This is a genomic window from Streptomyces sp. NPDC003300, from assembly GCF_040610915.1.
Classification (GTDB): domain Bacteria; phylum Actinomycetota; class Actinomycetes; order Streptomycetales; family Streptomycetaceae; genus Actinacidiphila.
The window spans coordinates 1-12,458 of record NZ_JBEXNE010000030.1 but is presented as its reverse complement, the minus strand read 5'-3'; the positions used below and the strand labels follow the sequence as shown (position 1 = coordinate 12,458).

Here is a 12,458-nt window from a genome sequence, read left to right as displayed (position 1 = left end):
CCGGCCTCCGTTCGTCGGGCGCCTCGGGGGACGGGGGCGGCGGCGCATGGGAGACGTCAAGATCCCGCCCCGGAGTCGGCCGGGCCGCACAGTCCGGGGCGCGGGGGAGGACCATGGAGGGGAGGGCGGCTTTTGTCGCGATTTGCGCGGTGCGCGGTGGGCGGGGGCTGGAGGGTGCGATGAACGGATCGGTGCGGTTGGGCCGGATCGCCGGTGTGCCGCTGCGGATGCACTGGAGCGCGCCCCTGCTGATCGTCTTCGTCAGCGTCGCCCTGGGCGGCGGCGTCCTGTCCGCCTGGGCGCCGGGCCACTCGGCGGCCGCCTACCGCACCGGGGCGCTGATCGGCGCACTGGCGCTCGCCGTGAGCCTGGTCGCGCACGAGGCGGCCCACGCCCTGGCGGCGCGCCGCGCGAAGATCGAGGTCAAGGACGTGACGGTCTTCGCGCTCGGCGGCGTCACGCGGATGGGGTCGGCGACCACGCCCCGCGACGAGGGCTGGGTGGCGGCGATCGGACCGCTGACCAACCTGGTGCTCGGCGGGCTGTTCCTGGCCGCCGCCGTGGCGGTCGACGACACGCTGCACTGGGCCGTGGCCGCGGCCGTACTCGCCTGGGTCGCGTGGGCCAACGGACTCCTCGGCGTCTTCAACCTGCTGCCCGCCGCCCCGCTCGACGGCGGCCGGGTCCTGCAAGCGGTGATCTGGCGGATCCGCGGCGACCGCGAGCGCGCGGCCAGGATCGCCGGGCGCTGCGGCCAGGTGTTCGGCGTCGCGCTGCTCGCCGGCGGCTGGCTCGAAGTCCTCATGGGCCAGGCCGCGGGGCTGTGGCTGGTCCTGCTCGGCGCCTTCATCTCCTTCACCGCCTACGCGGAGGTCCGCCGCTCGGTGCTGTACGAGACCCTGCGCGGCGTCCGTGTCACCCAGGCGATGCACCCGGCGGTCGCGGGCCAGGACTGGCACACCGTGGACGAATTGCTGGCCACCTCGGCTTCCGGCGTCGGCGTCCGTACGGTGATTCCGCTGACCGACCTCGATGGCCGGCCGAGCGGCGTCGTCACCGCGTCCGCGCTCTTGTCCGTCCCGACGGTGCGCAGGCGGGACACCCGGGTACGGGACGTCGCATTGCCGTTGGACCGCTGCCTGCTGGTCGACCCCGACGACCGGGTCACCGACGTCTTCGACCGTCTCGCCACCACCTCGGGCAGCCCCGTTCTCGTCCTGCACGACAACCGCGTCGTCGGCGTGGTCACCGCCGAGGACATCGCCGGGCTGACCCGGCGCCACCCGCACCCGCCGGCCCGGCCCCCTGCCACCCACGGAGCGGGCCACACCACCTGACCGAAGGCCGCACCCACGCGGCGGCACGGGGGAGAGGCGACGGAAAGAAGGACTTCTGCCATGGATCCTGAACGCATCGAGCGCATGGTGACCGCCCTGCGCGCACGAGGCGTCATGGCCCACCGAGCCGACGCGGGCGTCTACGAATTCGGCATCGGCGTGGCGCTGGGGGACGGCAGCGAGGCCCAGTGGAACCTCGGCGGAGCCGCCGGGCTGGACGCGGTGGTGACGCGCGACGGCGTCCTCATCGGCTTCCTCCCGCACGTCCTCGGCGGCGCCGCCTTCACCGACGACCAGATCGTCGACGCCATCGCCACCGCCCGCTACCCGGAGGAGGGCCTCTACCCGGTCCAGGACGCCGGCCCGCGGCCCGACGCGCCGACGCCGCCCGACGCGCCTTCGCCGCCCGGCCCGCCCGTGCCGCCCGCGACCTCCCGGCCATCCACCGCGGACCGCCGAACCTCCACCCGGCCCGCGAATCCCCAGCCACCCCCCGCGGACCCTCGGCCGTCCCCCGCGGACCCTCGGCCGTCCCCCGAGAAGAACGTGCCGACCGCACGGCACCGCACGCTCCTGGCCAGGCTCCGCCGCCTGCGGCGCGTACAGCGGCTCCGCCGGGCCTCGCGCTGACGACGACCGCTGACCGGCCGCTGACCGGCCACTGACCGACCACCGACCGACCGCTCACGAACGCTGTCGCCCGCTGACGGCGCCCACGACGGACATCGAGGGCGCGCACGCGTGCGACGGGGCACCGCCGTGGTGGCGGTGCCCCGTCAGGCGCGGGTGGTGCGGGGCTCACACGAGCCAACGGTGGCGGGCGACGAGAGGGACGCGGGCCCAGGCCCGGCCGAGGCCCCAGGTGGTGCCCGCCGCGGCGAAGGCGAAGAGGATCATCGCCAGGGCGTAGATGAGGTGGTAGTCCACGAACGGGTTGGAGGACATGCTCGGCGCGCCGGTGGACAGGTGCTGCGCGGGCGGCCATTCGGCGGCCCACATCATGGCCATCAAGACGGTGCCCGCGGCGGCGGTCAGACGCAGGGCGACGCCGCTCATGAGGGCGACGCCGATGCCGAGCAGGCCGAGCATGAACAGCCAGTCGGTCCAGCCCTTGCCCGCGATGTCGTGGAAGAACGACTCCAGCGGACCGGCGGAGACACCCGACAGGAACCCCTTGGTGGGCGACCCGCCGTCGATCCAGCCCTTGCCGGAGCCGGTCGCGTAGTGCCAGCCGAAGGTCTTGTCGAGGAAGGCCCACAGGAAGACGAAACCGGTCGCGATCCGTACGGTGGCGAGCGACTTGGCGACGAGCGCGGAGTCGGTGCCGACGGCCGTCGCGTCGCCGCCGCGGTCGGCGGACGCCTTGTTCCGAGCGGGGAGGCGGAACCCTGCGTGCTGCCGGGTGTGGTCGTGGACTGCCATGACGGCTCCCAGTTCAATGGGGGTTGACGTTCGGTCAGACACCACTGTGCCGCGCGGTGTTGGCCGCACGCTGGGGGCTCACGGCCCGACCCGCAGGGCCGAACGGCTCTGCCCGGCGGCCCGGTTGGGCCGAGAGCCCCGAGGCGTCACGTGCCGAGGCGTCGAGGCTTCGAGGCGGCAGGCGTCCCACGGCGGGCCCGGCGGCCACCGTCCGCCGCTGATGCCTTCCGGCGCGCCCCGACAGACCTCACCCGTCCGGCCGTCCCGCGACCATTCACCGTGTGCTCATGACCGCTCCGTTTCGGTGACGGGTGGCCGAAGCGCTCATCCGGTCCGGCCGCGGAGCCCGGCGGCGTCCCACGCGGTCCGGTCCACCCACCCGACAGGGCCGTTCGGCCCTCCGCAGACGGCGCGGGAGGCGGGAGCGTGGAGACACGGGGTCAGTCGGCCCCCGTCGTGTCGCTCGACGAGGAGGGACCGACCATGGAACGCGGAATCTGGCTGTGGCGTCTGCGGAAGAATCCGCTGCGCCGACGTTCGTACGCCGTGGAGGCGTGGGCCTTCCTCGCGGCGGCCCTGGCCGCGCTGGTGGTCGCGGTGCTGGTCGGAGTCTCGACCGCGCACGGTCTCCAGCGCGAGTACGCGCAGCAGCGTCTCGACCGGCACAGCACCAGCGCGGTCCTGACCCAGAAGGCCCCGGACGGCTACCGGCTGTCCCGGGTGGACGTACCGGCGCAGTGGAAGGCGCCCGACGGCACCGTGCTCACCGGCATCGTCACCGCCAGTCCCGGCACCTCCCGCGGCGCCGTCGTTCCGGTGTGGACCAACAGCCAGGGTGTCGAGGTCGCGCAGCCGCTGTCCCCCTCCTCCGGGGAATTCCAGGCCGATGTGATCGGCGCGGGAGCGGCCTTCGCCATCTGCGTCGGCGTCCTGATCGGCTGCGGGATCACCACCAAACTCCTCGACCACCGCCGGTGTGCCCGCTGGGACGCCGAGTGGACGGACGCCGACTCGCGCTGGGGCCACCACAGCGTGTGACCGACGGTGCTGGCCCGGCCACGGTCCCGCCAGTACGGTGAGTGACCCGCCGGTCCTTCCGTCTGCCAGGAGACCCCGCCTGTGAGCTTCGCGACGCTGGCCGTCCTGTCCCTGGCCGCCCTGCTGGGCCCGCTGCTGGCCCTGCCGAAACAGTGGCACCTGCCCGTCGTCCTGGGCGAGCTGGCCGCCGGCGTCCTGCTCGGACCCACCGTGATCGGCTACCTGCACGCCGACGATCCGACGTTCGCCTTCCTCGCGGACATCGGCTTCGCCCTGATCATGTTCGTCGCCGGCGCACGGGTACCGGTGCGTGACCCGCAGTTGCGCGCGGGACTGGGCAGCGGGGCCGGGCGCGCCCTGGCCGTCGGCGTCCTGGCGGCGGTCCCCGCATTCCTCCTGGCGCGGGGCTTCGACACCGGGCACACCGCTCTCTATACGGTGCTGATGGCGTCGTCGTCCGCCGCGCTGATCCTGCCGATCGTCGACTCGCTGTCGCTCGGCGGCCCGCAGATCCTGCGCATGCTGCCCCAGGTCGCGGTCGCCGACACGGCCTGCATCGTCGCCCTGCCCCTGGTGATCGACCCGCGCCACGCCGCCCGCGCGGCGCTCGGCGCGTGCGCGGTCATCGCCTGCGCGGCGGCGCTGTTCCTGGTCCTGCGCCGGTTCGAGCGCGACGGCCTGCGGCGCAGAATGCACCGGCTCTCCGAGGAGCGGCGTTTCGCCCTGGAACTGCGGATCAGCCTGGTCATCCTGTTCGCACTGGCCGCGCTCGCCGTGCGGACCCATGTCTCGATCATGCTGGCGGGCTTCTCCTTCGGCCTGGTCGTCTCCGCGATCGGCGAACCCCGCCGCCTGGCGAAACAGCTCTTCGCCCTGACCGAGGGCTTCCTCGGCCCGCTGTTCTTCCTGTGGCTGGGGGCGTCCCTCGATCTGCGCGCCCTGGCCGGTCACCCCTCCTTCGCGGTGCTCGGCGTGGCGCTCGGGCTGGGCGCGGTCGCGGTGCACGCCGCGCTGCGGGTCACCGGCCAGCCCTTCGCCGTGGGCGTCCTCGCCTCCGCCCAGCTCGGCGTCCCGGTGGCCGCCGCGACCCTGGGCACCCAACTGCGCCTGCTCGAACCCGGTGAGGCCGCGGCCCTCATGCTCGGCGCCCTGGTGACCATCGCCGCCGCCACCCTCGCGACCTCCCTCACCGGCCCGAGCACCCCGAAGGACCACGGCCTCGCGGCACCGGCCGCCCCTTGACCGCGAGCCCCGCGCAGCGACGGCGGGCCTCCCGGAATCCGGAAGGCCCGCCGTTCCCACCTCTAATCGTTCCCGGCCCTCAGCCGGTCCAGGACCAGTCGGCGACCTCGGGGAGGTCGACGCCGTGTTCGCGGATCCAGTCGTGGTGGCGCAGCCGGGTGTCCTCCATCTTCTGACGGACGGGCGCCGCCGCCACCGCGAGGCCGGGGACGCGGTCGATGACGTCCATGACCAGCCGGTAGCGGTCGAGGTCGTTGCGGACCACCATGTCGAACGGCGTGGTGGTGGTGCCGTTCTCCTTGTAGCCGCGCACATGCATATGCGCGTGACCGGTGCGGCGGTAGGTGAGCCGGTGGATGAGCCACGGGTAGCCGTGGTACGCGAAGATCACCGGCTTGTCGGGGGTGAACAGCGCGTCGTACTCGGCGTCGGGCATGCCGTGCGGGTGTTCGTCCTTGGGCAGCAGCCGCGCCAGATCGACCACGTTGACGACCCGTACCGACAGGTCGGGAAGGTGCTCGCGCAGCAGGGACACGGCGGCGATGGTCTCCTGTGTGGGGACGTCACCGGCGCAGGCCAGGACCACATCGGGTTCCGCGCCGTCCTCGGAGCTCGCCCATTCCCAGATGCCGGCGCCGCGTGCGCAGTGCGCGCGGGCGGCCTCCAGATCGAGCCAGTCGAAGCAGGGCTGCTTCCCGGCGACCACGACGTTCACGTAGTCCTTGGAACGCAGCACGTGATCGGCCACGGAGAGCAGGGTGTTGGCGTCCGGCGGCAGGTAGACCCGCACGACCTCGGGGGACTTGTTGAGGACGTGGTCCACGAAGCCGGGGTCCTGGTGCGAGAAGCCGTTGTGGTCCTGCCGCCAGACATGCGACGTCAGCAGGTAGTTGAGCGACGCGATGGGCCGCCGCCACGGCAGCGGCCGTGAGGTGCGCAGCCACTTGATGTGCTGGTTGGCCATCGAGTCGACGATGTGCACGAACGCCTCATAGCACGAGAACAGGCCGTGACGGCCCGTCAGGAGATAGCCCTCCAGCCACCCTTGGCAGGTGTGCTCGGACAGGATCTCCATCACCCGGCCGCCGCGCTCCAGGTGCTCGTCGGTGTCGAGTACCTCGGCCTCCCACGCCTTCCCGCTCACGTCGTAGACGGCTTCGAGCCGGTTGGAGGCGGTCTCGTCCGGGCCGACCAGCCGGAAGTCCCGGTGCTCCGCGGTGTCGGCCATGATCTGCTTGAGCAGCCCGCCGAGCACCCGCGTGGGCTCGTGCAGATTCACCCCCGGCTTGTCGACCGCCACCGCGAAGTCCTCCAGCGGCGGCACCGGCAGGTCGCGCCGGAGCAGACCGCCGTTGGCGTGCGGGTTCAGGCCCAGCCGCCGCTCGCCGTCCGGTGTGCAGCTCAGCACCTGGGCGCTCGGGCGGCCGTCCCGGTCGAAGAGCTCCTCGGGGCGGTACGAGCGCAGCCACTGCTCCAACTGGCGCAGGTGCTCCGGGTTGTCACGGACCCCGGCCAGCGGCACCTGGTGCGCCCGCCAGGTGCCCTCCACCGGCAGCCCGTCGACCTCGGCGGGTCCCGTCCAGCCCTTCGGCGTACGGAGCACGATCATCGGCCACCGGGCCCGCTCGCCGTCGTCGCCCGCACGCGCCGCGTCCTGGATGGCGGCGATACGGTCCAGCGCGGTGTCCATGGCCGCGGCCATCGCCCGGTGCACGTCGTGCGGGTCGTCGCCCGTCACGTGGATCGGGTCGTGGCCGTAGCCGCGCAGCAGTTCGTCCAGCTCGTGCTCGGGGAGCCGGGCCAGCACCGCAGGGTTGGCGATCTTGTAGCCGTTGAGGTGCAGGATCGGCAGGACGGCGCCGTCGTGCACCGGGTCGAGGAATTTGTTGGAGTGCCAGGAAGTGGCCAGCGGACCGGTCTCCGCCTCGCCGTCGCCCACGACACACGCCACCAGCAGGTCCGGGTTGTCGAAGGCCGCGCCGTACGCGTGGGACAGCGAATATCCCAGCTCGCCGCCCTCGTGGATCGAGCCCGGCGTCTCGGGCGCGACGTGGCTGGGGATGCCGCCGGGGAAGGAGAACTGCCGGAACAGCCGGGCCATGCCGTCCGCGTCCCGCCCGATGTCGGGATAGGTCGCGGAGTAACTGCCGTCGAGCCAGGAGTTGGCCACCACCGCGGGGCCGCCGTGTCCGGGGCCCCACACGCAGAGCGCGTCCAGCCCGCGGGTCCTGATCACCCGGTTGAGGTGGGTGTGCACGAGGTTGAGGCCGGGGGAGGTCCCCCAGTGGCCGAGCAGCCGCGGCTTGATGTGCTCGGGGCGTAGCGGCTCCTCGAGCAGGGGATTGGCGAGCAGGTAGATCTGGCCGACGGACAGGTAGTTGGCCGCCTTCCAGTGGGCGACCAGGGCGGCCAGTTCGGTGTCGTCAAGAGCGCTGCCCGGCTGGGCCGGGGGTGCCTGAGACATGTCTTCCTCCGCGGAGTCGAAGTCGTCGTCCCAGACTCGGAGGTCTCGCCCGCGGTCCGACAGAGCCGACCGGGCAGCGATCGGGGGCCGTTCGGGCCAGCGCCCCCGGGTCGGGACACGGCGTTCCTCGCGCGAGTCTGCCACGAGGTGCCGGTCGGCCGGGGTAACCGCCCGAGGCGTGTGGCGCGATCCGGACGGAGACGCCTTCCGTATCGCTCACGGAGCAACCGCCCCGGCCGCGTGGTGCCGACGCCCCGTCGGGCGGAGCGCCGCGCGTGACTCAGCCGTCCTGCCTGGCCTGGTGGCCGCGGAGCAGTCGGCCGTGGGCGGCACGGGAATGGGTGACGACGCATACGTCGATGTCGTCGCCCGAGCCCTCGACGATGATCTCGCCGACACCCCGGCTGAACAGCCTCTGGAGGCGGGTGCGCCGGGTCGCGCCGATCAGGATCTGGCTGGCGCTGACCCGCCGGGCGAAGTCGAGGACGGCGCGGGCCGGGTCGCCGCTGGTGAGCGTGTGGTACGTGCCGCCGAGCTCTTCCACCAGCGCGCGCTGGCTGGTCGGCAGGTGAGCGGAAGGGGACGTCGACGCGTCGTCGGGCTCGACGTGGACGGCGAGGAATTCGCCTCCCGCGCCGCGGGACGCGGTGCGCTTGGCGCGCCGGATGAGTGTGTCGCCCTCCGCGCCGCCGGAGAGGGCGACCAGCACCCGCTCGCGCGCGGACCAGGGCTGCTGGATGCCGTGGCCCTCGCGGTAGCGCTGAAGAGCCTCCTCGACCCGGTCGGCTGCCCACAGCAGGGCGATCTCGCGCAGGGCGGTGAGGTTTCCGGCGCGGAAGTAGTTGACCAGTGCCAGCTCGGCCCGCTCCGGCGGATAGATGTCGCCGTCGGCCATCCGCTGCCTCAGCGCCTCGGCGGACATGTCCACGAGCTCGATCTGGTCCGCGCCGCGGACCACGTCGTCCGGAACGGTCTCGCGCTGTTTGGCTCCGGTGATGTGCTCCACCACGTCGTTGAGCGATTCGAGATGCTGGATGTTGACGGTGGAGATCACGTTGATGCCCGCGTCGAGCAATTCGTGGACGTCCTGCCAGCGCTTCTTGTTCCGTGCGCCGGGGATGTTGGTGTGGGCCATCTCGTCGACCAGCGCGAGCTGCGGGCGGCGGGCGAGGACGGCGTCGAGGTCCATCTCCGTGAAGGCGCAGTCGCGGTATCCGACGGTCCGGCGCGGCACCTGCTCCAGGCCCTCCGCCATCCGGTGGGTCAGCGGCCTGCCGTAGTCCTCCACGAAGGCGATGACCACGTCGGTGCCCTGGTCGGCACGCAGGTGGCCCTCGCCGAGCATCGCGTACGTCTTGCCCACCCCTGGGGCCGCCCCGAGATACACCCGCAGGCTTCCGCACGCCATGGCCGTTCCCTTCTCGCCGCCGAGGCCGAACCGGCCCGCACATCGACCGGACGCCCCGAGATCTCACCGTTTTACTCTTTATCTCTCCATTCTCCTGGTTATACATATAAAAGGGGGTTTCGCCGCGGGCTCCGTGCCGGTACCTGGCCGACGTGGAGCGGAACCGGGCGGCGGCGCGAGCCGGCCCACCGGCCCCGGCGCCGGGACCTCGCGAGGGCCGGTCGGCCGGGGCGGCCACCCCTTGTGGCCCTGGAACACGGAGTGCGCGCGCCGCACCGTGAAGGGAGAGGGCGGCAGGCGAGCGCGTCCGCGGAGGAGTGGGTCATGAAGCAGCGTGAGGTCGGGATCGTGATGACGAGTGACGTCGTCAGCGTCCGCCCCGCGACACCGTTCAAGGACATCGCCGGGCTGCTCGGGAAGCACCGGGTGAGCGGTGTGCCGGTGGTGGACGACGACGAGAAGGTGATCGGGGTGATCTCCGCGACCGACCTGATGTTCCGCCAGGCGGAGCAGGCGTGGAACGTCCCCGCGCGGCGCATGTCCTTGAACCGTGCCGCGTACCGGAAGGCGGCCAAGGCCCGCGCCCGCACCGCGGGTGAGCTGATGTCGGCCCCGGCCGTCACCGTCCAGGCGTACGAGTCGGTCGTCGGCGCCGCGCGCACCATGCTGGAGCACGGGGTGGAGCGGCTGCCCGTCCTCGACGAGGAGAGCCGCCTGGTCGGCATCGTGACCCGGCGCGACCTGCTGCGGGTCTTCCTCCGCCCGGACGACGAGATCCGCGCCGAGGTGATCGACGAGGTCTTCGTCAAGACCTTCTGGGCGCCGTCGGACGCGGTGGGGGTCACGGTCTCCGGCGGCGTGGTCACCCTGGAGGGCCGGCTGGAGCGGGCGGACCAGGTGCCGGTGGCCGGCTGGATGACCGGACGGATCGACGGGGTCGTCGGCGTCGTCAACAGACTCACCTCACGCTTCGACGACTCCCTCGCCGAAGCGAAGCGACCGGAAGGGGCACGGTGATGAGAACCGCTACCACTGGCCTGTTCAGCTCGCTTCCGTCCCCCGGACGGCAGCGGCTGGAGAGCCTTGCCCGAGAGGTGTCGTTCCCCGCGGGCACCCGGATCTACGAGGAGGGCGAGCGGGCCGACCGGTTCTGGGTCGTGCGCACCGGCGCCGTCACCCTCGACCTCCGGCGGCCCGGACGCCCGGCCCCCGAGGTGGAGATGCTGGGCCCCGGAGACCTGCTCGGCTGGTCCTGGCTGTTCCCGCCGTACGTCTGGCAGATGGGCGCCCAGGCCCAAAGCCCCGTGCGGGCACAGGAGTTCGACGCCACCGTGGTACGGGCGCTGGCCGAAGCGGATCCGGTGTTCGGACGAGCCCTGGCGATGAAGGTCGGCGAGGTCGTCGCCCACAGGTTGCAGAGCACCCGGGCCAGACTGCTCGAGCGGTGAGCAGCCCGTGAGCCGCGGAGAACGCGGAAGCGAAGGAGGCTGAGCGGCCTCCCGGCCGTGGGCCCGCGATGGGCGACAACTGCGCTCCAGACCCTGCCCCGACGTCCGATACCGGCCAAGGGACCGTTCGGCCCTAGCAACGGGTCCGTACGACCGTTCATGATCGGAGGACCGGGCGCGGCACACGACAGGGCGAAGGATCGGCGCACATGACCGAAGTACGGCAGTTCTCACCGCAGGCGCCGATCAGGGTCTTCCTGCTCGACGACCACGAGGTCGTCCGGCGCGGCGTCCACGACCTGCTCGACTCGGAACCCGACATCGAGGTGGTCGGCGAGGCCGCGACCGCCGCGCAGGCCGAGGCCCGCGGACCGGCCCTGCGGCCGGACGTCGCCGTCCTGGACGTCAGGCTGCCCGACGGCGACGGCATCACCGTCTGCCGCGAGCTGCGGTCGCGGATGCCCGGTCTCGCCTGCCTGATGCTGACGTCCTTCGACGACGACGACGCGCTGCTCGACGCGATCATGGCGGGCGCGGCGGGCTATGTGCTCAAGCAGATCAAGGGCTCCGACCTGGTCGCCGCCGTGCGGACCGTCGCCTCGGGGCAGTCGATGCTCGACCCGGCCACCACCTCCCGGCTGATGAGCAATCTGCGCGGCGGCGGCCCGACAGCGACGGCGGAACCCGAGGTCGAGGCGCTCGCCTCGCTGTCACCGCGCGAGCGCGAGATCCTCCAACTCGTCGGTGAGGGACTCACCAACGGCCAGATCGGCAAGCGCCTGTACCTGTCGGAGAAGACGGTCAAGAACAACGTCTCGCGGCTGCTGGCCAAGCTCGGCGTGGAGCGCCGCATCCAGGCGGCCGTCATGGCCACGCACGACACCGCCCAGCACTCCGGGCCGGAGCACGGCCGCCGCTGAACACGGGGCCGACCGGCCCTCCGGCCGGGAACCAAACGGCCCCTCCCGCCGCCCGTCGTGCTCCGTCAGCCTGGAAGCAGGACGGCCGGGAGGAGAACACGATGCGGACCGCACCACTGGACGCGGAGACCCTGGAGAAGCTGATCTCCGCGGCGGGCGCGGCGCCTTCGATCCACAACACTCAGCCGTGGCGGTTCCGGCTCGACCCCGACACCAGCACGCTGGAGGTACGGGCGGCCGTCGACCGCGGGCTGCGGCACGTCGACCCGATGGGACGCGCCGTCCACCTGTCGGTCGGCGCCGCCCTGTTCAACCTCCGGGTCGCGGTCGCCCACTTCGGCTGGGACCCGGTGCCGCGGCTGCTGCCCGACCCGGCCGAGCCCGATCTGCTGGCCTCCGTACGCCTGGCCGGACCGCTGCCGACCGGTGCCCGCCGCGACCGGCAGGACCTGTACGACGCGATCTGGCGGCGGCACAGCAGCCGCCTGCCGTTCTCCGAGCAGGCGCTTCCCGCCCAGGTGCTGACCGAACTGGCCGAGGCCGCGGACGCCGAGGGCGCCCGGCTGGTACGGCCCGCCGCGGAGGAGACGGCCCGCCTGCTGGAGTTCACCACGGAGGCCGAGCGGCGCGGCATGAGCGATTCCGACCGCCGGGCCGAGAGCCGGAGCTGGATCCGTGAGGGGAGCGCGGACGGCCTGCCGGGCCGGGCGCTCGGCCCCCAGGACAGCGCGGGCCGACTGCCGCTGCGGGACTTCTCCGCGCTGCGCCCGGAGAACTACCAGCCTTCCGCGGCCTTCGAGCGGCACCCGGTGATCGCGGTCCTGTCCACCTGCCACGACCGCCCCGCCGACTGGCTGCGCGCCGGTCAGGCGCTGGAGCACGTCCTGCTCGTCGCGACCGCTCACACTGTCCGCGCGTCACTGCTCCATCAGGCGCTGGAATGGGACGACCTGCGGTGGCTGCTGCGCGACCCGCGCGGCGGCATGGAACACGTACAAATGCTGATCCGCCTCGGCTACGGACCGGAGGGCCCGGCCACACCCCGGCGCCCCGTCGCCGACGTCACCGATGCCGGAACGCACACGCCCGAGGGCCTGTCCGGCGGATCACGAACGGCCCCTTCGACCCCTGGCACGCACGCCCGCCGCGTTGCCGGAATACCCGAATAGCTCCGCTATG

11 protein-coding genes are annotated in these 12,458 nt (G+C 72.7%); 8 read left to right on the top strand and 3 right to left on the bottom strand.

Features of this window, described 5'->3' with window-relative positions; genetic code table 11:
• Positions 1-179: 179 nt before the first annotated feature.
• Together ABZX65_RS31055 and ABZX65_RS31050 are read left to right on the top strand one after the other, a co-directional pair.
• Entirely contained in the window at positions 180-1,337 is a 1,158-nt protein-coding gene (locus tag ABZX65_RS31055; RefSeq protein ID WP_355347465.1) for a site-2 protease family protein, read from the top strand.
• A gap of 60 nt (positions 1,338-1,397) precedes the next feature.
• Positions 1,398-1,967: a hypothetical protein gene (locus ABZX65_RS31050; RefSeq protein WP_355347462.1), complete on the top strand. Its 570-nt coding sequence runs from the start codon at positions 1,398-1,400 to the stop codon at positions 1,965-1,967.
• A gap of 168 nt (positions 1,968-2,135) precedes the next feature.
• Here the strand turns inward: ABZX65_RS31050 and ABZX65_RS31045 are convergent, their stop codons facing one another.
• Entirely contained in the window at positions 2,136-2,759 is a 624-nt protein-coding gene (locus ABZX65_RS31045; protein WP_355347459.1) for a hypothetical protein, read from the bottom strand.
• A gap of 483 nt (positions 2,760-3,242) precedes the next feature.
• On the opposite strand from ABZX65_RS31045, the gene ABZX65_RS31040 reads away from it, so the two are divergent.
• Together ABZX65_RS31040 and ABZX65_RS31035 are read left to right on the top strand one after the other, a co-directional pair.
• Entirely contained in the window at positions 3,243-3,797 is a 555-nt protein-coding gene (locus tag ABZX65_RS31040) for a hypothetical protein (protein ID WP_355347456.1), read from the top strand.
• A gap of 81 nt (positions 3,798-3,878) precedes the next feature.
• On the top strand, positions 3,879-5,039 hold the full coding sequence (locus ABZX65_RS31035; RefSeq protein WP_355347453.1) for a cation:proton antiporter: 1,161 nt from the start codon (positions 3,879-3,881) through the stop codon (positions 5,037-5,039).
• Positions 5,040-5,118: 79 nt separating this feature from the next.
• On the opposite strand, the gene ABZX65_RS31030 is transcribed toward ABZX65_RS31035, so the two are convergent.
• Positions 5,119-7,503, bottom strand: a complete 2,385-nt coding sequence (locus tag ABZX65_RS31030; RefSeq protein WP_355347450.1) for a phosphoketolase family protein — start codon at positions 7,501-7,503, stop codon at positions 5,119-5,121.
• Between the two features lie 280 nt (positions 7,504-7,783).
• Positions 7,784-8,911, bottom strand: coding sequence for a universal stress protein (locus ABZX65_RS31025; RefSeq protein ID WP_355347447.1), 1,128 nt, complete (start codon positions 8,909-8,911; stop codon positions 7,784-7,786).
• A gap of 324 nt (positions 8,912-9,235) precedes the next feature.
• Here ABZX65_RS31025 and ABZX65_RS31020 point away from each other — a divergent pair, with 324 nt between their 5' ends.
• The 4 genes from ABZX65_RS31020 to ABZX65_RS31005 all read left to right on the top strand — a co-directional run bounded on the left by ABZX65_RS31020 (position 9,236) and on the right by ABZX65_RS31005 (position 12,448).
• The gene (locus ABZX65_RS31020) at positions 9,236-9,928 is read left to right on the top strand and encodes a CBS domain-containing protein (RefSeq protein ID WP_355347444.1); all 693 of its coding nucleotides are present in this window, start codon (positions 9,236-9,238) and stop codon (positions 9,926-9,928) included.
• Positions 9,928-10,359, top strand: a complete 432-nt coding sequence (locus ABZX65_RS31015) for a cyclic nucleotide-binding domain-containing protein (protein ID WP_355347441.1) — start codon at positions 9,928-9,930, stop codon at positions 10,357-10,359. Before ABZX65_RS31020 ends, ABZX65_RS31015 begins: the two co-directional genes overlap by 1 nt.
• Positions 10,360-10,568: 209 nt before the next feature.
• Complete coding sequence (locus tag ABZX65_RS31010) at positions 10,569-11,279, top strand: response regulator transcription factor (protein ID WP_355347438.1); 711 nt, start codon at positions 10,569-10,571, stop codon at positions 11,277-11,279.
• 101 nt (positions 11,280-11,380) lie between these two features.
• Entirely contained in the window at positions 11,381-12,448 is a 1,068-nt protein-coding gene (locus ABZX65_RS31005; RefSeq protein ID WP_355347435.1) for a nitroreductase family protein, read from the top strand.
• The last annotated feature ends 10 nt before the right edge of the window (positions 12,449-12,458 follow it).